At 74.5% G+C, this 18212-nt stretch carries 19 protein-coding genes and 1 pseudogene; 8 read left to right on the plus strand and 12 right to left on the minus strand.

The genetic code is table 11. From position 1 onward, the window contains the following. Positions 1–125 precede the first annotated feature (125 nt). Together ACFVUY_RS02610 and ACFVUY_RS02615 are read right to left on the minus strand one after the other, a co-directional pair. Positions 126–770, minus strand: coding sequence for a response regulator transcription factor (locus ACFVUY_RS02610; protein ID WP_359902074.1), 645 nt, complete (start codon positions 768–770; stop codon positions 126–128). Then, positions 734–2125 carry a sensor histidine kinase gene (locus tag ACFVUY_RS02615; RefSeq protein WP_387726868.1) on the minus strand — a complete coding sequence of 464 codons (1392 nt, stop codon included), beginning with the start codon at positions 2123–2125 and terminating at the stop codon, positions 734–736. Before ACFVUY_RS02615 ends, ACFVUY_RS02610 begins: the two co-directional genes overlap by 37 nt. Before the next feature lie 239 nt (positions 2126–2364). Here ACFVUY_RS02615 and ACFVUY_RS02620 point away from each other — a divergent pair, with 239 nt between their 5' ends. The 3 genes from ACFVUY_RS02620 to ACFVUY_RS02630 are packed head-to-tail and all read left to right on the plus strand — an operon-like array spanning position 2365 to position 5335. Then, on the plus strand, positions 2365–2748 hold the full coding sequence (locus ACFVUY_RS02620; protein ID WP_387726870.1) for a hypothetical protein: 384 nt from the start codon (positions 2365–2367) through the stop codon (positions 2746–2748). A gap of 11 nt (positions 2749–2759) precedes the next feature. Continuing rightward, positions 2760–3662, plus strand: coding sequence for an ABC transporter ATP-binding protein (locus ACFVUY_RS02625; RefSeq protein ID WP_387689157.1), 903 nt, complete (start codon positions 2760–2762; stop codon positions 3660–3662). Next, positions 3659–5335 carry an ABC transporter permease gene (locus tag ACFVUY_RS02630; RefSeq protein WP_387726872.1) on the plus strand — a complete coding sequence of 559 codons (1677 nt, stop codon included), beginning with the start codon at positions 3659–3661 and terminating at the stop codon, positions 5333–5335. Before ACFVUY_RS02625 ends, ACFVUY_RS02630 begins: the two co-directional genes overlap by 4 nt. A 166-nt stretch (positions 5336–5501) precedes the next feature. On the opposite strand, the gene ACFVUY_RS02635 is transcribed toward ACFVUY_RS02630, so the two are convergent. The 3 genes from ACFVUY_RS02635 to ACFVUY_RS02645 all read right to left on the minus strand — a co-directional run bounded on the left by ACFVUY_RS02635 (position 5502) and on the right by ACFVUY_RS02645 (position 7397). Further along, the gene (locus ACFVUY_RS02635) at positions 5502–6098 is read right to left on the minus strand and encodes a TrmH family RNA methyltransferase (RefSeq protein WP_387726874.1); all 597 of its coding nucleotides are present in this window, start codon (positions 6096–6098) and stop codon (positions 5502–5504) included. Beyond that, positions 6095–6739 carry a methyltransferase gene (locus ACFVUY_RS02640; RefSeq protein ID WP_359902088.1) on the minus strand — a complete coding sequence of 215 codons (645 nt, stop codon included), beginning with the start codon at positions 6737–6739 and terminating at the stop codon, positions 6095–6097. Before ACFVUY_RS02640 ends, ACFVUY_RS02635 begins: the two co-directional genes overlap by 4 nt. A 163-nt stretch (positions 6740–6902) precedes the next feature. Then, positions 6903–7397 carry a carboxymuconolactone decarboxylase family protein gene (locus tag ACFVUY_RS02645; RefSeq protein ID WP_387689006.1) on the minus strand — a complete coding sequence of 165 codons (495 nt, stop codon included), beginning with the start codon at positions 7395–7397 and terminating at the stop codon, positions 6903–6905. Between the two features lie 211 nt (positions 7398–7608). Here ACFVUY_RS02645 and ACFVUY_RS02650 point away from each other — a divergent pair, with 211 nt between their 5' ends. Beyond that, entirely contained in the window at positions 7609–7809 is a 201-nt protein-coding gene (locus ACFVUY_RS02650; RefSeq protein ID WP_380541579.1) for a hypothetical protein, read from the plus strand. A gap of 133 nt (positions 7810–7942) precedes the next feature. Here the strand turns inward: ACFVUY_RS02650 and ACFVUY_RS02655 are convergent, their stop codons facing one another. Both ACFVUY_RS02655 and ACFVUY_RS02660 read right to left on the minus strand, forming a co-directional pair. Beyond that, the gene (locus ACFVUY_RS02655; RefSeq protein ID WP_387726876.1) at positions 7943–10693 is read right to left on the minus strand and encodes a lysylphosphatidylglycerol synthase domain-containing protein; all 2751 of its coding nucleotides are present in this window, start codon (positions 10691–10693) and stop codon (positions 7943–7945) included. A gap of 67 nt (positions 10694–10760) precedes the next feature. Continuing rightward, the gene (locus ACFVUY_RS02660; protein ID WP_387726878.1) at positions 10761–11534 is read right to left on the minus strand and encodes an SDR family oxidoreductase; all 774 of its coding nucleotides are present in this window, start codon (positions 11532–11534) and stop codon (positions 10761–10763) included. A 197-nt stretch (positions 11535–11731) separates the two neighbouring features. Between ACFVUY_RS02660 and ACFVUY_RS02665 the strand changes: the two genes are divergently transcribed. The 3 genes from ACFVUY_RS02665 (at position 11732) to ACFVUY_RS02675 (ending at position 13706) form a co-directional block, all read left to right on the plus strand. Then, entirely contained in the window at positions 11732–11998 is a 267-nt protein-coding gene (locus ACFVUY_RS02665) for a UBP-type zinc finger domain-containing protein (protein WP_359902101.1), read from the plus strand. Between the two features lie 194 nt (positions 11999–12192). Further along, positions 12193–12465 carry a hypothetical protein gene (locus ACFVUY_RS02670; protein WP_387726880.1) on the plus strand — a complete coding sequence of 91 codons (273 nt, stop codon included), beginning with the start codon at positions 12193–12195 and terminating at the stop codon, positions 12463–12465. 197 nt (positions 12466–12662) lie between these two features. Next, positions 12663–13706, plus strand: coding sequence for a sigma-70 family RNA polymerase sigma factor (locus ACFVUY_RS02675; RefSeq protein WP_387726882.1), 1044 nt, complete (start codon positions 12663–12665; stop codon positions 13704–13706). 45 nt (positions 13707–13751) lie between these two features. Here ACFVUY_RS02675 and ACFVUY_RS02680 read toward each other — a convergent pair. Continuing rightward, a pseudogene (locus tag ACFVUY_RS02680) lies at positions 13752–13949 on the minus strand (STAS domain-containing protein); the annotation flags it as partial. Between the two features lie 86 nt (positions 13950–14035). Between ACFVUY_RS02680 and ACFVUY_RS02685 the strand changes: the two are divergent. After that, positions 14036–14527, plus strand: a complete 492-nt coding sequence (locus ACFVUY_RS02685; protein WP_387726884.1) for an NUDIX domain-containing protein — start codon at positions 14036–14038, stop codon at positions 14525–14527. 53 nt (positions 14528–14580) lie between these two features. On the opposite strand, the gene ACFVUY_RS02690 is transcribed toward ACFVUY_RS02685, so the two are convergent. From ACFVUY_RS02690 to ACFVUY_RS02705, 4 genes are all read right to left on the minus strand, one after another. Further along, positions 14581–15339 (minus strand): Clp protease N-terminal domain-containing protein, encoded by a 759-nt coding sequence (locus ACFVUY_RS02690; protein ID WP_387726886.1) that lies wholly within the window; start codon positions 15337–15339, stop codon positions 14581–14583. A gap of 120 nt (positions 15340–15459) precedes the next feature. Next, positions 15460–16203, minus strand: coding sequence for a tyrosine-protein phosphatase (locus ACFVUY_RS02695; RefSeq protein WP_387726888.1), 744 nt, complete (start codon positions 16201–16203; stop codon positions 15460–15462). Between the two features lie 186 nt (positions 16204–16389). Beyond that, on the minus strand, positions 16390–17169 hold the full coding sequence (locus ACFVUY_RS02700) for a VC0807 family protein (RefSeq protein ID WP_387726890.1): 780 nt from the start codon (positions 17167–17169) through the stop codon (positions 16390–16392). Between the two features lie 158 nt (positions 17170–17327). Then, a complete protein-coding gene (locus ACFVUY_RS02705; RefSeq protein WP_387726892.1) occupies positions 17328–18143 on the minus strand; it encodes a hypothetical protein in 816 nt (271 codons plus the stop codon). Between the last annotated feature and the right edge of the window lie 69 nt (positions 18144–18212).

Raw genomic sequence — 18212 nt, forward strand, 5'->3', positions numbered from 1 at the left:
ATGATCACTCTCGGGCTCGTAATGCGTAGGTCGCGGGTTCGAATCCCGCAGGCGGCTCAGAAGTGGAAGGCCCGGGCCGGATTGGATCCGGTCCGGGCCTTTTGGTGTGCGCCGGCGGGCGGGGGTCACTGGTCGAGGTAGGTGAGGGCGGCCAGGATGCGGCGGTTGTCGGTGGTGGTCGGGGGGAGGCCGAGCTTGGTGAAGATGTTGGTGATGTGCTTGGCGACGGCCTTCTCGGTGATGAAGAGGGCCTGGGCGATGCCGGCGTTGGAGCGGCCCTGGGCGAGGGATTCGAGGACGTCGCGTTCGCGGGTGGAGAGGGTGGCGAGGGCGGTGTCGCGGTCCTTGGCGGCCAGGAGCCGGGTGACGACCTCGGGGTCCATGGCGGTGCCGCCGGCGGCGACGCGGCGGATGGCGTCGAGGAACTGGGCGCCGTTGGTGATGCGGTCCTTCAGCAGGTAGCCGATGCCGCGGCCGCCGGTGGTGAGGAGTTCGCGGGCGTAGAGGGGTTCGACGTACTGGGAGAGCAGCAGGACGGGGAGGCCGGGGGTGGTGCGGCGGGCGGTGAGGGCGGCGCGCAGGCCCTCGTCGGTGAAGGTCGGCGGCAGCCGGACGTCGACGATCGAGACGTCCGGCCGCTGCTCGGTGAGGGCCCGGAGGAGGTCCGGGCCGTTGTCCACGGCGGCCGCCACCTCGTGGCCGTGGGCCTGGAGGAGGCGGATCAGGCCGTCCCTCAGGAGGAAGTGGTCTTCGGCGAGGACAATGCGCAAGGAAGCTCCATGGTCACCGTGGTCGGGCCGTCGGGGGGACTGCTGACGGAGACGACCCCGTCGAAGGTGGCGAGCCGTCGTTCGACGCCGCGCAGCCCGGTGCCCCGGCGGGCGTCCGCGCCGCCGCGCCCGTTGTCGGAGACGGTGATGCGCAGCACGCCGCGATCGTAGCGGAGTTCGATTCCGGCGCGGCCGGCGTCGGAGTGCTTGACGACGTTGGTGAGGAGCTCCGAGACCGCGAAGTAGGCGGCGGACTCGACGGGCATCTCGGGGCGGCCGGGCAGGTCCGCCGAGACCTCGGTGGGGACCGGGCAGACCATGGCCAACGCCCGTACCGCGTCGGTGAGTCCGCGGTCGGCGAGGACCGGCGGGTGGATGCCGCGGACCAGGTCGCGGAGCTCCTCCAGGGCCTTGGCCGAGGATTGGCGGGCCTCGACGAGCAGGGCGCGGACGGCCTGCGGGTCGCTCTCCAGGAGGTGTTCGGCGGCGTCCAGGGTCATGCCCATCGCGACCAGCCGGGCCTGGGCGCCGTCGTGCAGGTCGCGCTCGATCCTGCGGATCTCGGCCATCCGGGTGTCGACGGCGGTGCTGCGGGTGGCGGTCAGGTGGGCGATCCGGCCGGCCAGCAGCTCCTGCTCGCCCGGGGCGAGCATCGAGTGGACGTGGCGGGCGTGCCGGTGGACGGTGCGGGGCGCGAGCCAGAGCGCGAACGGGAGGTGGAGCAGGCCGAGGACCCCGGCGAGGACGGCGGTGACGGTGCCCTCGATCGGGATGAACTCGAACCAGAGGCCGTCCCATTCGGCGGACAGCGGGACGCCGAAGAAGGCCAGGAAGACGCCCCAGAGGCCGGCGAGCAGGGCGGAGATCGGCAGGAAGGCCAGCACGCTGCCGAGGAACGGCTCGGCGAGGACCCAGCGGAACTCGCGGCGGGTCTGCGGGTCGCCCGTGATCCAGCGGTAGCGGGCGAATGCGCCGGAGGCGCCCTCGGGCACCGGGGGCAGCGGGCCGGTCGTCCCGGGGAAGCGAATGCCGGACCAGTCGGCGGCCAGGGCGCGTTGACGGTCGGTCAGCGCGCGCACCCGGGCCATGGCCCGCGGGACCAGTCCGAGGCCCGGGCCGGCGAGGGAGAGCGCGCCGGTGACACCGAGGGAGTGGACGAGGGCGACGCAGGAGAGCCGGGTGAGGGTCAGGCTCCGGCGGAGGGCGGTGAGCCCGGCCGGTACGGAGAACCCGGCCGGTACGGCGGATCCGGCAGGTGCGGAAGAGTCGGCCGGTACGGCGGATCCGGCGGGTTCGGAGAGCCCGGTGGGCTCGGCCGGTGCCGGGCTCTGTGCGGGTCGCGTCGTGCTGTCCATGGATGTGGTCCCCTCCCGGTGGTGCTGTCGCACGGCCCGGTCGTACCGGCCGTGAGGCCATTCTGGCGACGGCGGGAGGGTGTTGTCGGTGGGAGAAACTCCCCCTTCGGCCCTACGGGATATCTGCCGAACGGCAGATGGCAGGAGTCCTCGGATCGGCCAGGCTTGCGAGCGTGTTCACGGGCCCCGAGGGACGGGCCCGGAACGGTGCATCCGATCACAGCCGCAAGGAGGATGAGGTGGAGCGACGTGCGAGATCCGGATACGGGACGGTCGTTCTCGTGGTGGCCGCGCTGGTGTCGCTCGCCGGTTGTGCCGACGCCATGGACGCCGCGCCCGAGGACAGGACTTTCGAGTTCGCCGGCAGGAGCCTGGACGTGAAGTCGCACGGTGCGCCGGCCGACCTGGTCGCGGTCGACCGCGAGGACGTCAAGGTCACCCGCTGGTTCGACACCAGCGGGAAGATCGGCAGCGCCGAGGAGTCCTGGACGCTCGAGGACGGGGTGCTCGAACTCAGGGCGGGGTGCTCGGGGCTGGCCAACTGCGACACGAAGTACCGGGTCGAGGTGCCCCGGGGGGTCGTGGTGCTGCGGGACGGGCGTGGGACGGAGCTCAAGGGGTGAGGACGGAGAGCGTGCTCGAACTGGTGGATGTCACCAAGGTCTACAAGGGCGGAAAGCGGGCCGTCGACGGCATCACGATGCGGCTCGGTCCGGGAATGGTGGGGCTGTTGGGGCCGAACGGCGCCGGGAAGTCCTCGTTGATGCGCATCGTGTCGACGGTCACCCGGCCCACCGGTGGCCAGGTCCGCTACCGGGGTGCCGACGTGGTGGCCGAGCCGGACCGGCTGCGCCGGGAACTCGGCTACCTGCCGCAGGACTTCGGGGTCTACCCGAACCTGACGTCACGGGAGTTCCTGTCCTACCTGGCGGCCGCCAAGGGGATCGGCGCCCGCTCGGCCCGGGCCCGGATCGACGAGCTGATCCAGCTGGTCAACCTGACCGAGGCGGTCAAGCGCCCGCTCGGCGCGTACTCGGGCGGCATGCTCCGCCGGGTCGGCATCGCGCAGGCGCTGCTGGCCGACCCCCGGGTGATCGTGGTCGACGAGCCGACCGCCGGCCTGGACCCGGAGGAGCGGGTGCGCCTGCGCAACCTGCTCAGCGAGCTCGCGGCGGACCGGGTGGTGATGCTGTCGACCCACATCGTCTCCGACGTGGAGTCGGTCGCCTCCGACATCGCGGTGGTCGCCCGGGGGCGGCTGCTGCGCCGGGGCGCGCCGGACGAACTGCTCCGGGAGGTCGACGGGCGGGTGTGGGAGGCGGTGGTCGATCCGGCCGACCTCCTGGAGGTGCAGGCCCGCCACGTGGTCAGCCGGATGGTGCGGACCGGGAGCGGCGTGCGGCTGCGCATGCTCGCCGCCGAGCCGCCGCGGCCCGACGCGGTCCCGGTGCCGCCCGACCTGGAGGACGCCTACCTGGACGTCATCCACCGGCCGGGGGAGCGGGACGGGGCCGAGCCGCGGGCGGTGCGGCGGTGACCGGGTCGGTGCTCGCCGGGCTGGTGGTCGGCGACTTCCGCGACCGGGTGCGCCGGCCGGTGTACGCGGTGACGCTGCTCGCCGCGGTCGGGCTCGGCCACCTGGCCGTACCGGACGCGGGCGGCCACTGGACGATCATGGACGTGGGCGGGAACCGGGGCGTCTACAACAGCGCCTACGTCGGTGCGGTCACCGCCCTGGCCGGCGCCCTGTGGCTCACCTTCGGCGGCTTCTACGTGGTGCGCAGCGGCATCGCGCGGGACGAGACGACCGGGGTCGGACAGATCCTCGCCGCCACCCCGCTGCGCACCTCCCGGTACCTCCTGGCCAAGTTCCTGAGCAACCTGCTGGTGCTCGCCTCCATGGTCGGCGTGCTGGCCGTCACCGCGCTGCTGATGCAGCTCGCCCGCGGTGAGGACCGCGCGGTCGACCCGGCAGCCCTGGCGGAGCCGTTCCTGCTGCTCTCGCTGCCCCTGATGGCCGTCACCGCGGCGGCGGCGCTCCTGTTCGAGACGGTGCCGCTGCTGCGGGGCGGCTTCGGCAACGTCGTCTGGTTCGTGCTGGCCATGGTGCTCGCGATCGGCGGGCAGTCGGCCTCCGCGCCGCTGGACGGCCTCGGTGTGCACCGGATCGCGCGGTCGATGGGCGCGGCGCTGGAGGCCCAGCACGGGACGGCCGACCCGGGCGGGTTCAGCCTCGGCCTGACCAAGGTCGACAGGCCGCTGGGCACCTTCCGCTGGGACGGGTTCGACCCGTCCTCCGGGTTCCTCCTCGGCCGGCTGGCGCTGGTGCTGGCGGCGTTCGCCGTGGCGGTGCTGCCGGCGCTGTGGTTCGGCAGGTTCGATCCCGCACGCGGGTCCGGCGGGGCGGCCGCGCTGCCGGAGCCGGCCGCGCTGCGGGAGCCGGCCGAGGTTCCGACGGCCGCCGGGGCGGCGGGCCGGCTGTCCGGGCCCGACGGGACGGATCTCGCGGGCCGGCTGTCCGGGCTCCACGGGACGGAGCCCGCGGGGGCGCGCCGGACGACCGCGCGGGGTGCCCTGCCACGGACCGAACCGCGGCGGGCCGGGGCGTTCGGCCGGCTGCTGGCGGGTGAGGTCCGCATCCTGGTGCAGGGCGTCTCCCGGTGGTGGTGGCTGGTCGCGGCCGGGCTGACGGCGGCCGGGTTCGTGCTGCCGACGGACGTCGTCACCGGCCTGCTCCTGCCCCTGGTGTGGCTGTGGCCGGTCCTGATCTGGTCCCGGCTCGGCAGCCGGCAGGTGGAGAACGGCCTGGAGGTGCTGCTGGGCGCCTACCCGTCGGCCCGGCGCCGGCTGCTCGCCGAATGGGCGTCCGGGCTGGTGCTCACGGCGGTGACGGGCGCCGCCCCGCTGATACGCATGCTGGTGGCGGGCGACGGCGCGGGGACGGCCGGCTGGCTCGGCGGCGCGCTGTTCGTGCCGTCGCTGGCCATGGCGCTCGGGGTGGTGAGCCGGAGCCACCGGCTCTTCCAGGCGGTCTACCTGCCGCTCTGGTGGGTGCTGGTCAACAATGTCGCCGCCGTCGACTTCATGGGGGCCGTGCGCGTCGACGGCAGTCCGGCCGGTCCGGGCCCGCTGCTGGTCGGGGCGCTGTCCGCGGCGATGCTCGCGGTGGTGTTCCTGGCCGGGGCGGCCCGTCGGAACGTCAAGGGCTGAGGCCCGGGTCGGGGCACGGCTTCAGGCCCGGGTCGGGGCACGGCTTCAGGCCCGGGTCGGAGGCCGGGGCCGGGTCGGACGCCGTGCGAAGCCGGGAGCCCGGCCCGTCGGCGGACGGACCGGGCTCCCCTCGCGCTTCGGGTCGCACCTCGGGGGCGCTGCTCGGCTACTCGTCGTCGCCGAGGTCGCCCGCGAGGTCGCCCGCGAGGTCGCCCGCGAGGTCGCCGTCCGGGGTGCCGCTGATCGCGTAGCCCTGCCGGCGCGCCTCGTAGCAGGCCACCGTGGCGGCCGCCGAGACGTTCAGCGAGCCGACCCGGCCCAGCTGCGGCACGAACACCACCTGGTCGCACAGGGCAAGCGCCTCGGGCGTGATCCCGCGGTCCTCGTGCCCGAGCACGAAGGCCACCGCCGGGGTCAGCTCCGCGGCGAACATCGGCACCGCCTCGTCCGCCAGCTCCAGACCGACGACCTTGAAGCCGTCCGCCTTGGCCGCCGCGACGGCCTCGGTGACGGTCGGGAAGTGCTCCACCTTCAGGTACTTGTCGGTGCCCATCGCGGCCTTCTGCGCGCCGGAGGAGCGCACCGACGGGGTGTCCCCGGCCAGGTACAGCTTCTCGGCGCCCATCGCCGCGCCGGTGCGGACCACCGAGCCGACGTTGAACGGCGACTGGAGGTTCTCCAGGATCATCGCGAGCCGGAACTCGTTGCTGCGCCGCCAGGTGCGGTGCAGACGCTTCAGTTCGGTCCCGCGCAGCTGCTTCACGTCGTCGTACCTCGTCCGCTCTCGGAGCCCTCGCCCACCTCGGGGCGGGGCCGCGCTTCCAGAATCCGGGACCCGTTGACCGACGCGACCCGAGTGGTCGGGTAGCCCTGCTCGTTCAGCCACTTCTGGAGTGAGTCCGAGCCCAGGTGCTTCTGCACCACCAGGAACGCCGAGCCGTCCGGGGTCAGCCGGTCGAGCCAGTGCGTGAGCAGGCGGCGCAGCGCGGCCTTGCCGATCCGGATCGGAGGGTTGGAGTAGATGGTGGCGAAGCGGACGTCCTCGGGGACATCGTCGGGCAGGGCGGCCCGGACGTTGCCGAGCCCCAGCGCCTCGGCGTTCAGCCGGACCAGCTCCAGGGCGCGCTCGTTGACGTCCACCGCCCAGACCGGGAGGCGCTTGCGGCGGCTCGCCCAGGTCAGGGCGATCGGGCCGTAGCCGCAGCCGATGTCCAGGATCGGGCCGCGCACCCGCGGCTGCGGGGCGTGCTCCAGCAGGATCCGGGTGCACGGGTCGAGTCGGCTGCGGGAGAACACCCCGGTGTCGGTGGTCAGTTCCAGGGTGAGGTCCGGCAGGGAGACCGTGATCGGCCGGCGGTCGCTGGCCACCTCGGGTGCACCGGTGAAGTAGTGCGAGCCGGACATGATTTCCCCGTCGTTCGTATGGGCCTCGGGGCCACCGGGTGGGTGTGGGTTAGCCCTTTGTACGGCACCGATCGTACCCCCGGCGGTGCGGACGGCGGTGCGGACGGCGGTGCGGACGGCGTTCAGGCCGGCGGTGGGGACGGCGCTCCGGACAGCGGTGCGGTCACGCGGCGCCGGGGGTCTTGCGGGTGGCCACGTTGATGCGGTTCCACGCGTTGATGGTGAAGCAGACCGAGATCAGCTGCGCCAGCTCGGCCTCCGCGAAGTGCGCGGCGGCCCGGGCGTACACCGCGTCCGAGACGCCGCCGTGGATCCGGGTGATCTCCTCGGCCAGCGCCAGGGCGGCCCGCTCGCGCTCGCTGTAGACCCCGGCCGGGGCCTCCTGCCAGACCGGCAGCAGGTAGATCCGCTCGTCGGTCTCGCCGGCCTTGCGGGCGTCCTTGACGTGCATGTCCAGGCAGTACGCGCAGCCGTTCAGCTGGGAGGTGCGCACCTGGACGAGTTCGACCAGGGCCGGGTCCAGGCCCTCGCGGGCGGCGGCGTCCAGGGCGATCATCGCGCGGAACACCTTGGGCGCGGTGCGGGCGTGGTCGAGGCGGGCGGGGGCCTCGGCGGCGTCGGTGGTCGGGGTGGTCAGGGCGCTCTCGTTCGTCGTCATGGCTATGACCCTAGGGGCGGAATGAACCTGTTCCCTGGGCCATTCGGGGCTCTGTTCCATGGGTCAATCCGGCGGGTCGGCAAGGGGTTCGCGACAGTCCCGGCAACACGCCGGAGCGGCGTCGGCACTTCGCGTCCCGGCGCCGGGCGGCGGATACTGCCAGTACGCCAGCCGGGCCCGTGAAGGCCTCCGAACAGTGAGGACGGATGCCATGCCGCAGGAACAGCACGAGGAATACCTGATCGAGGAGACCGCCGAGACCGTCGAGACCGACGAGAAGGCACCCGAGGGCGACACCTACGACGAGGTGGCCGAACGCCGGGCTCTCGGCGCTGACCCGGCGACCAACGTCGCGGACGTCGTGGAACAGACCCGGCCGGTCCGGCACGACGAGGAGGAGTACCGGGAGTAGCCGACGGGCGGGCGACGGGACCGGCTGCGGGCCCGCAGCCCCCCGCCCCGCCCCGCCCCGCCCCGGGCCGCCGCCCCGCCCCGAGCCCCCGCCCCACCCTGGGCCCGCCGCCCGCCCGGACCGGCCGTCCCGGCTACAGGGCCCGGCGGCGTTGCAGCCAGACGAAGGCCGCCCAGCCCGGCAGCACCGGCAGGATCAGCGTCAGCAGGCGGTACAGCGCCACCGCGGCCAGTGCGCCGCCCTGTTCCATCGAGGCGGTCTGCTGGAGCAGCGTGAGCAGCATCCCGTCCACCGCGCCGGCCCCGCCCGGGGTCGGCGCCGCGCTGCCCACCGCGTTGCCCACCAGGAACACCACCGCGACCGCGGCGAAGGACGGCTCCGGGCCGATCGCCCGGGCACAGCAGTACAGGCAGGCGATCAGGCAGATCGACACCAGCAGCTGCCCGGTCACGCCCACCGCCAGCCGGGTCGGGCTGCGCAGCAGGTCCAGCAGCCGCGGCAGCACCTCGGCCGTCAGCGGCCGCAGCCGCGTCGCCAGCCACCGGCGCGCCACCGGGATCGCCGACACCACCGCCAGCAGTGCCGCCGCCCCCGCCAGCCCGGCGACCACCGCGGGCAGCGCGTCCAGCTCGGAGCCGCCCGGCTCGAAGCCCAGCAGATAGACGAAGGCCCCCAGCTGCAGCAGGTGCAGCACCAGGCCGATCAGCGTCCCCACGCCGACGCTGGACAGCGCCTGCGCGGTGGGAATGCCCGCCCGCTGCAACAGGCGGGTGTTCAGCGCGACCCCGCCGACGCCGCCGGGCGACACCAGCTTCACGAACGACCCGGCCACCTGCGCCAGCACCGCGTTGCGGAAGTTCAGCCGCTCCGGCACGAAACCGACGAAGCCCATCGCCGCCGCGACGTGGCTCGTCGTCGCCGCCGCCAGCGCCAGCAGCAGCCACCAGGGGTCGGCGTCGGCCAGCGCGGAGACCGGATTGTCCTCCGCCGCGAACAGCTGCGGGATCAGCAGCCAGCCGGCCACCACGCCGCCCACGACGACCAGCAGGGTCCGCGGCCGCAGCCGCTCCAGCCGCACCGGGCGGCCCACCACCTGCGGGCGGGTGCGCAGGACCTCCGCGCGGATCTCGTCGAGGAGGCCGCCGGGGGCGGGGGAGTCGTGCGGGGTCCCCGGCTCGGGGGTGGTGGCGCCGCTGGCTGCGGCGGCAGGCGGGGGAGCCACGTCACCGGCCGCGGCGGCGGCTCGGGCGGTGGTGCGTTTGGCGTGCTGCCTGAGGGCGCGGCGGGTGGTGTGGGTGAGGGCGATGGGCTGGAGCAGCGGGAGGGCGGCGTCGATCGGGTCGGGGCCGAGGACGGCGGTGGCCGTGCGGACCGAACGGGCGGCGCCGGCGCGCAGGGCGAGGGTGGTGAGGAGCTGGGCGAGGTCGCAGCACAGGACGAGTTCGGTGGCGGCGATGTCGCCGTCGGCGAAGTCGACCAGGTGCACGGCGCCGGAGCCGTCGATCAGCAGGGAGGAGGGGACGAGGGCGCGGTGGGCGATCTCGCGGCGCTGGAGCAGGGCGAACTGCCGCCAGGTGTCGGTGAGCAGTTCGTCGGTGATCTCCTCGTCGGAGAGTTCGTCGAGGGTGCGTCCGGCCAGCCGCTCGTACGCGATGAGGGCGGTGTCCTGGCCGATGCCCGCGGTGGCGGCGATGCGGCGGGTGCGGACGCCGGCCGCGAGGGCCGCGTACGTGACCAGGGCCTCGTGCTCCAGGCCGGTACGTGGGGAGCGCAGGACGCGCGGGTCGGGGGCGGTGCGCAGGCGCAGCCGGCGCCAGGCGCGCTGGACGGCGGCGGCGGTGACGGCCTGCCGGTCGAGGAGCTGGACGTCGAGGTCGGGGCGGTCGTCGGCCTGCCGGACCCGGTAGCGGTCGGGGCCGGCCGGCCGGGCCTCGACCGGGCGCAGGCCGCTGTCGCGCAGGGCGCGCAGGACCTCGCCGGGCCGGGGGCAGGGGTCGGGGGTGCCGACCGCGTACAGGGTGCCGTGGGCGCCGGTCCAGCCGATCAGCAGCCCGAGCAGGAGCGCGGTGGGGGTGGCGTACCCGCCGGTCAGCCCGGCCAGGCCGGAGAGGGCGAGGACGGTCCAGGGCAGGCGGCGTTCCCGGCTGCCGGAGGCGGTCATGAAGGCGAGGGCCGGCGCGAGGTAGCCGTAGACGGACTCGGTGTGCCCGAGCCCGCCGCTGCCGGGCAGCGGCTGGGTGAGCGCGGAGAGCAGTGAGGGCGGGGCGAGGCTGTCGGCCCAGAGGTCCAGTCCGAGCGTGGCGCCGTACGCGAGGACGGCGGCGAGCAGTCCGTCGGAGACCTGCTGGAGGGCGCGTCGCCGGTCGGGGCCGAGCACCCGGCGGACGGCGAGGCCGACCGGGAGCAGCAGGACGGCGGCGGTGGTGAGACCGCCGGCCAGTCCGGCCAGCGGGCGCGGCACCAGGGAGGCCGCCTCGGCGACGTCGGCGGCGATGCCGCCGGTGGTGGCGCGGGCGTAGTCGGCGAGCAGCAGGGTGAGGGCGATGGTGAACAGGCCGCCGAGCAGCCGGATCAGGGCGACGGGCTGCCGGACCCGGTCGGTGGCGGGCAGCGGACGGGCCCGGAACCGGCCGGGGCCGGCCTGCTCGGGTATCCGGGCGGGGGCCGTTCCGGGGCTGCCGTCGGCCGGCACCCCGGTGCCGTCGGCGGACACTCCCGTGCCGGCGGCCGATGCCCCGGTGCCGTCGCCGCTGCTGCTGCCGCTGTCGGTGCCGCTTCTGCCGCCGGTGTCCCGCGTCCCCGTGCCGCGTTTCCGTTGCGCGGGCGCACCGCCGGGGTCGGCCCCGCCGGTGTCGCCGTTCGTTCTCCCCGTCACGATCGCCACGGATGGCATGCTCCCATGCCGCCCGCGGGCGAGGGGCGGGGATTCGGCAGCGCCGGACGACGTGGCCCTACGCCTGCCGGGTCGGCAGGACGACCAGGTGGCGCAGGTTGACGTGCCGGGGGCGGCTCACGGTGTAGGCGACGAGGTCGGCGACATCCTCGGCCGCGAGCGCCGGGATGGCGGTGAACATGCCGCCGAGCTGTTCGCGCAGCACCGGGTTGTCGATGTGCTCGGCGAGTTCGGTGTCGGTCAGTCCGGGTTCGATCGCGCTGACCCGGACGTCGCGCGGGCCGAACTCGCTGCGCAGGGCGGCGGACAGCTGGGTGAGCGCGGCCTTGGTGGCCCCGTACACCGCGTAGTCGGGGAAGACCACGTGCGAGGCGATCGAGGAGACGTTGACCAGGTCGGCGGTGCGGCCCTCGGCGGCGGCCGCGGTGAGGTCGGAGCCGAAGGCGCGGACGATCCGCAGCGCGCCGGTGAGGTTGGTGTCGACCATGCGGGTCCACTCGTCGATCCGGCCGTCGGCGAGCGGGTTGGGCAGCATCACCCCGGCGTTGTTGACCACCAGGTCGACCGGGCCGTAGGCGTCGTGGACGGCCTTCGCGGCGGCGTCCACCGAGGCCTGGTCGGTGATGTCGGTGGTGACGGCGAGCGCCTGTCCGCCCGCGGCGGCGATCTCGGCGGCGAGGGCGTCCAGCCGCTCGGTGCGGCGGGCGAGCAGGGCGACCCGGGCGCCGGATGCGGCGAGCAGCCGGGCGGTGGCGGCGCCCATGCCGCTGGCGGCTCCGGTGACGACGGCGGTGCGGTCGGCGGTGCGGGCGGCGGTGGACGGGTGGTTCATCGGGGGCTCCAGAGGTTCGGTCGGGCCGGTGCCGACCACTCTGCGCGGGCTGCGAGCGGTTACCCAGGGTTGCGCTTTTCCCGGGAACTCCCTTCCTGGGACGGGGGAACCGGGGAACGGCAGTGCCACCCTCGGGACGCCCGTCCATGGCCGCCCTGAGCGGGCGTTCCGTGCCGGGGCGGCATAGCCTTTCAGTCATGAGCGCCTGCGAAGACCTCGCTCTGGCCCCTCAGAACATCGAGCCCCGGCCGCCCGCCGACGGCTGCGCCGACTGCCTGGAGCAGGGCCGCCGGGACTGGGTGCACCTGCGGATCTGCCTGGACTGCGGCCACATCGGCTGCTGCGACTTCTCCCCGCAACGGCACGCCACCGCGCACTTCCACAACACCTCCCACCCGGTGATCCGCTCGTACGAGCCGGGGGAGGACTGGCGTTGGTGCTTCGTCCACGAGGTCATGGGTTGAGCCGGTCACGCGTGTGACGGGGCCCGCGTACCGGCGCTCGCGCAGGCTCCCGCGGACGTCTCCCGGGTGTGGCGCCCGCACATCCCTTCCGCACTGGCACGGACCTGCAATCCGGATAAAATCCGGACATAAAGCCCGTTCGGCCCCACCGGCCGGCATCCGTCCGGCCGGTGGCCGACGAAGGGAGGCCGACGATGACCAAGCGAACGCCCGGCAGCACCGCCAAGCTCCGCCAGGGCACCCAGGAACTGCTGGAACGCCGGGGCATGGCGAGCCCGCCCGCCCGGTTCGCGCCGATGCCGAGCGTCGGCGCGATGTCCTACGCCGCCGCCGGGCACGGTACCGGCGAATCGTTCCGGCACGGTGGAAGGGAAGCGCCGGGCGCGACGATGCACGCCGCCCCGGCGATGCACGCCGAGCTCAAGGGGCACCGGCACCGTGGCGCGGAGAAGCACTCCGCCCACTGAGCCGTGCCGCACCGTGCCGCACCGCACCGCACCGTGCCGCAGTGCACTGCACCGGACCGTTCCTGGCGCGTCGTCAGACGTTCCCCTTCCCCTGCGGAAGCCGGTCGGTGTCAGTGGTGTGCGCTACGTTCGTCCCGTTCACCAGGGCGCAGGTACAGGCGCAGGTACGGGGCAGGACGACGGGGGCGGGGCGCACGATGACCGACGTGATCACGGAGGAGCCGGTCGAGCTCCAATTGGAGCGGTACCGCACCGAGTTGACCGGTTACTGCTACCGCATGCTCGGCTCGGTCTTCGAGGCGGAGGACGCGGTGCAGGAGACCATGGTCCGCGCCTGGCGCGGGCACCGGGGCTTCGAGGGGCGGGCCGCGCTGCGCTCCTGGCTGTACCGCATAGCTACCAACGTCTGCCTGGACGCACTGAACGGCCGCAACGGCCGGGCCCGGCCGATGGACCTGGCCGGGCCGGTCACGGTGGCCGCGGCGCACGACACCCGGCTCCCCGAGGTGACGTGGATCGGTCCGGCGCCGGACGGCCGGGTGCTGCCCGAGACGGGGGACCCGGCCGAGGTGGCCGTCCAGCGGGAGTCGGTGAAGCTGGCCTTCGTCGCGGTGCTGCAGCGCCTCGCGCCCCGGCAGCGGGCGGTGCTGATCCTGCGCGAGGTGCTCGGCTGGAAGGCCGCCGAGGTGGCCGAACTGCTCGGCGTCACGGTGGCCTCGGTCAACAGCGCGCTGCAGCGGGCCCGGGCGGTGCTCGCCGTCGACGCCTCGGCGGCCCGGCCGGCCCCCGAGCTGGACGAGGGCCGGCGCGCGCTGCTGGACGGCTACGTCCGCGCTTTCGAGGCGTACGACATGGACGGTCTCGCCGCGCTGCTGCACGAGGACGTCACGCTCAACATGCCGCCGTTCTCGATGTGGCTGCGCGGGCGGGACGAACTCCGGGCGTGGATGCTGGGCCCCGGTCACGGCTGCCGCGGTTCCCGGCTGCTCCCGGTGACGGCCAACGGAGGTCCGGCCTTCGGCCAGTACCGGCCGAGTCCGGCGGGCGGGTTCGAGCCGTGGGCGCTGATCGTGCCGGAGGTGTCAGAGGGGCGGATCACCGGCTTCACCAACTTCCTGGACACCGACGTGCTCTTCCCGCTCTTCGGCCTCTCGCCCCGACTGGAGGCCGATCCCGTCGCGGAGTCCGCCGTCGAAGCTGCCGAGCCCGTCGAGCCCGCCGTGGAGTCCGTCGCCGAGTAGCTCCGCGAAGGCCGGGGGGTCGGCCGCGCCCGGCAGCAGCGCCGACAGGCCGCTGAACGCCAGCAGTTCGCGCAGCGGGCCGCCGGCGTTCAGCAGCACCACGGTCACTCCGTGCCGGGCGGCGGCCAGCCGCAGCCGGGCGAGCGCGTCGACGACGGCCAGGTCGGGGGCGGTCAGCGCGCCCAGGTCGCAGGTCAGTACGGGGCGTTCCGGTTCGGCTTCCACGGTGTTCATGCCGGATAGGACCGTCGGGGCGGCCTCGACTCATCGGTCGTCGGCTGGTGGCAGAGTGGGGGCGACCGAACCCGCCCCGTCCCAGGAGGAGCACCGTGACGGCTGAGCCGTTGAAGTCCCGCGAGGAATGGCTGGCCTCCCTGCCCCGGATCTACGCGGCGGCGGGGTGCCTGCTGCGGGACGGGTCCGGCCGGATCCTGATCGTGAAGGCCGGGTACCGCGAGCACTGGCAGTTCCCGGGCGGCACGATCGACCTCGGCGAGGGCCCGGTGGAGTGCGCCGAGCGGGAGCTGCAGGAGGAGACCGGCCTCGTCCGGCGGGCGGGCGAGCTGCTGGCCATCTCCTGGACCCACGCCTCGGCCGAACTCGACCACCCCGCCCAGCACTTCATGTTCGACTTCGGCGCCGTCCCGGACGGCACCCCCGTGACCGTCCCGGCCGGCGAACTGGACGACTACCGCTGGGCGTCGGTCGGGGACGCCCTGGAGCTGCTCGGCCCGGCCCGGTCGGCCCGGCTGCGGGCGGCGCTGGAGGCGGCCGGGGACGGCCGGGTGCGGATCGTCACCACCCGCGTCTCCGGGTTCTGATCGCACGTGCCCCGTCCCGGGCGGGAGTTCCGTCCGGGACAGGGCACGGGGCCTCACTGCTGCGGCTCGGCCTCCGCGTCCCGGGCGGCGACGATGGCGGCGATCGCCTCCGAGACGAAGGCCTCGGCGGCGGGCTTGTCCACCTTCAGCCCGGCCAGCACGCCCTGGCCGTTCTCCAGCTCCAGGAGGGCGAGCAGGAGGTGCTCGGTGCCGACGTAGTTGTGCCCGAGCTTGAGCGCCTCGCGGAAGGTCAGTTCCAGCGCCTTCTTGCTCTCGGCGTCGAACGGGATCAGCGCCGGCAGGTCGTCGGCGGCGGCCGGCAGGGCGGCGGCAGCCACCGCCCGCAGGGCCTCCGGGGTGACGCCCTGGGCGGTGAGCGCCTTCATGCCGATGCCTTCGGGCTCGGCGAGCAGGCCGAGCACCAGGTGCGCCGTGGTGATCTCGGCGTTGCCCGCCTTGCGGGCCTCCTCCTGGGAGGCCACCACGACGCTGCGGGCCCGGGGCGTGAACCGGCTGAACCCCTGGCTGGGGTCGAGGTCGTTCGGGGCGCCCGGATCCTTGGGCACGAAGCGCTTCTGGGCGGCCTGCTTGCTGACGCCCATGCTGCGGCCGATGTCGGTCCAGGAGGCTCCGGAGCGGCGGGCCTGGTCGACGAAGTGGCCGATGAGGTGGTCGGCGAGCTCGCCGAGGTGGTCGGCGGCGATGACCGCGTCGGAGAGCTGGTCGAGCGCGTCGGTGTGGACCTTCTTGATCGCGGCGATCAGGTCGTCGAGGCGCAGCGGAGTGCTGTTGGGAACAACGGGATTCTCCATGCGTCAACCGTAGGTTGTCGATCCGGGGATCGTCAACCATCGGTTGACGATGGTTTGCGGAGTTCTTCCCGGGCGTCCCGGGGGATCCTTTCGGGAGCCCCGGCGGCTCCGGGGGCCGCGCTACTCGGTGGGCAGCAGCCGCTCCCGGACGGCGGCGATCCGCTCGGGTGCGACGCCCGCCGTGAGCAGGTAGCCGACCGGGTCGAAGTCGTCGAGCGCGGCCGCCAGGGCGTCCTCGGCGGTGGTCCCGGCCTCGGCGAGCACCGCGTCGATCCGGCGGTACGGGTCCGGCAGGCCCAGCATCCCGTACAGCGGACGGACGTTGGGGCCGCTCATCAGGTAGTCCTCGGCGATCGCGGCCCGGTCGACCCCGGCCAGGGCGAGCAGCAGCAGGACGGCCAGGCCGGTGCGGTCGCGGCCGGCGCCGCAGTGCACGACCACGCCGCCGGGGCGGGCGTCGGCGAGCGCGGAGACCAGCGCGGCGGCGGCGTGCGGGCAGTGGTCCAGGTAGGGGCGGAGCGCGAGCGGGGTGCCGTCCAGTCGTCCGTGGGCCTCCCACCAGGCGGGGCCGGCCAGTTCGTCCAGCGGGACGCGGACCAGCTCGACGTCCTCGGGGAGCGGGAGGAGCGGCTTGTACTCCTCGGCGTTGCGCAGGTCGACCACGGTGCGGACGCCGTGGTCGAGGAGGGCGTCCCAGCCCTCGGCGGTGAGGCGGTCCAGGTTGTCCGCCCGGACCATCGCGCCGTGGGCGGTGGGCCGGCCGGAGGCGGTGGGCAGGCCGCCCAGGTCGCGGACGTTCAGGCAGCCGTCCCAGACGAGCGTGCGGTCCTCGGTGCTGCTCGGCGCGTGCGTCGTCCGGTACATGGGGGTCCCCGTTTTCTTCGGCGGGGGTCCCGTTACCCCCTCGTTATGAACGACTCCCGGGGGATCCGGATGGTTCCTCGCCGTTCGAGTCCCGGGAACCGGCCGTTCAGGGAAGTGTTCGGGGAAGTGTTCGGGGAGGCGGCTGTTCGGGGAACCGGGTGTTCGGGAGAGCGGCGGGCCGTGTGCTCAGGCGGCGGTCGGGGCCTCGGCCTCGGCGCGGACCAGCCGCTCCATCGGCTCGACCGCGATCTGGCCGAGCAGCGAACCGGCCACGATCGCGCCGATCAGGACGACGGTGGACAGCCAGGCCATGGTCGACACCGGCAGGGTGAAGGCGCCGACCACCCGGGCCGCGCACTCGGCCAGCAGCGCGGTGCCCCAGATGCCCGAGAACCGGCGCTCGTGGCGGCGGAAGGCCCACGCTCCGGCCGCCCGGCCCTCGACCAGCCGCTGCCAGGCGGCCGCGCGCTCCGGCCGGCTCTTGGTGAGGAAGGGCATCAGCATCGGGGTCATCACCGGTCGGCCGACCAGCGCGGAGACCAGGATCGCCAGTGCCACGGTGCCGCTCAGCCCGCCGTCCTTGGCGATCATCAGGCGGGCGTCGCCGGTGACGAAGGTCAGCGCCAGGCCCGCCAGGTTGACGGTCAGCATCAGGGTGGCCCACAGGTTGAGCCTGCGCTCGACCAGCAGGCCGAGGACGGTCCGGGCGGCCGGGAAGGCGCTGCTCCAGGCCAGTGCGGCGAACTCGCTCAGGCCGAGGGCCGAGTGCAGCAGGTAGTAGCCGGCCAGCGGGGCGGCCACGTCGAGGGCCAGCGGGCGGAGCCCGGAGACCAGCGGGTTGGGGGCCTTGGCGCGGGTGGCGGCGCCGGTGGCGGGGAACGTGGTGGCGGACGCGGACGCGGCCGGGGCGGTGCCGGTGAGGGCGGCGGCGCTGGTGACGGCGGCGGCACTGACGGTCTGGCTCACGGTGGGTTCCTCCCCGGCTGGTGGCCGCGGGCCGCTGCCCGCGTCGTGCCTCCAGTCTTTCCGTCCGACCCTCCGTCAGAGCAGTGCCGTCCGTTGCGTCATCCGCGTGACGGTTGTCATGGTGCGCCCCGTGACACCGCCTCCGACCTGCGGATTTCCTACCCCTCGTCGGGGAAGGTCCACAGCGCGCGGCCCAGGGTGTCCAGGCAGCGGGCGGTGCCGAAGCGCTCGTCGCCGGCGGACAGGAAGCCCTGCGCGACACCCGCCAGAACGGTCCGGGCGACGCCGTCGCCGCGGGTCCAGGCGCCGGTCAGCACCAGCGCCCCGTCGGCCAGCTCGGCGCGCTGCACCCGGGCCACCGCAGCGGTCGGCAGTGCGGCGTTGACCGCCTCCAGCTCGGCGGGCAGGAGGTAGGTCTCCCCGGTGGAGGTGCGGTCCGCCTCGGCCCGGCGCCGCAGCTCCGGCAGGCCGTAACGGTGCACGGCGGCGACCGCGTCGTCCAGCGGGAGCTGCCAGCGCGGCCCGGGCAGCACCTCCCACCAGACGTCCTCGCCGACCGGCAGCACCTCGCCGATCCGGGCCCGCCAGGTCTCGACGCCGTACCGGGTGCGCGGGTCGGGGCGGTGGCCGGGGAGGGCCGCGACGCTCCAGTCGGTGCGGCGGACCACGCTGAGCTCGAAGGTGAAGGGCACCCGGTCGGCGGCGGGGCGCTCGACCAGGCCGACCAGCAGCCAGTGGGTCTCGTCCGGCAGGCTGAAGGTCCGGCGCCACCCGATGAGGCCCAGGGCGCGCAGGGCGGGTGCGAGGTGCTCGCGCAGGCCCTTCGCATGGAGCTCGTGGAGCCCGTGGAGCTCGTGGGCGGTCGTCATCGCGGTCTTTCCCTGCTGGTCGTGGTGCCGGACGGGTGCGCCGGGGGCGGTGTGCCGGGCCCGGTGCCGGTGGTGGTCCCCGTCAGTGCTGGTCCCCAGCGGCACGGCTCAAACCAGGCGGGGTCGTGCGACCGGGGCCCGCGCGGGTCGTGCGTGCGCCCTCGGACACGGCGG

It is taken from the genome of Kitasatospora sp. NPDC058063 (assembly GCF_042885395.1).
GTDB classification, from domain to species: Bacteria; Actinomycetota; Actinomycetes; order Streptomycetales; family Streptomycetaceae; genus Kitasatospora; species Kitasatospora lactacystinica.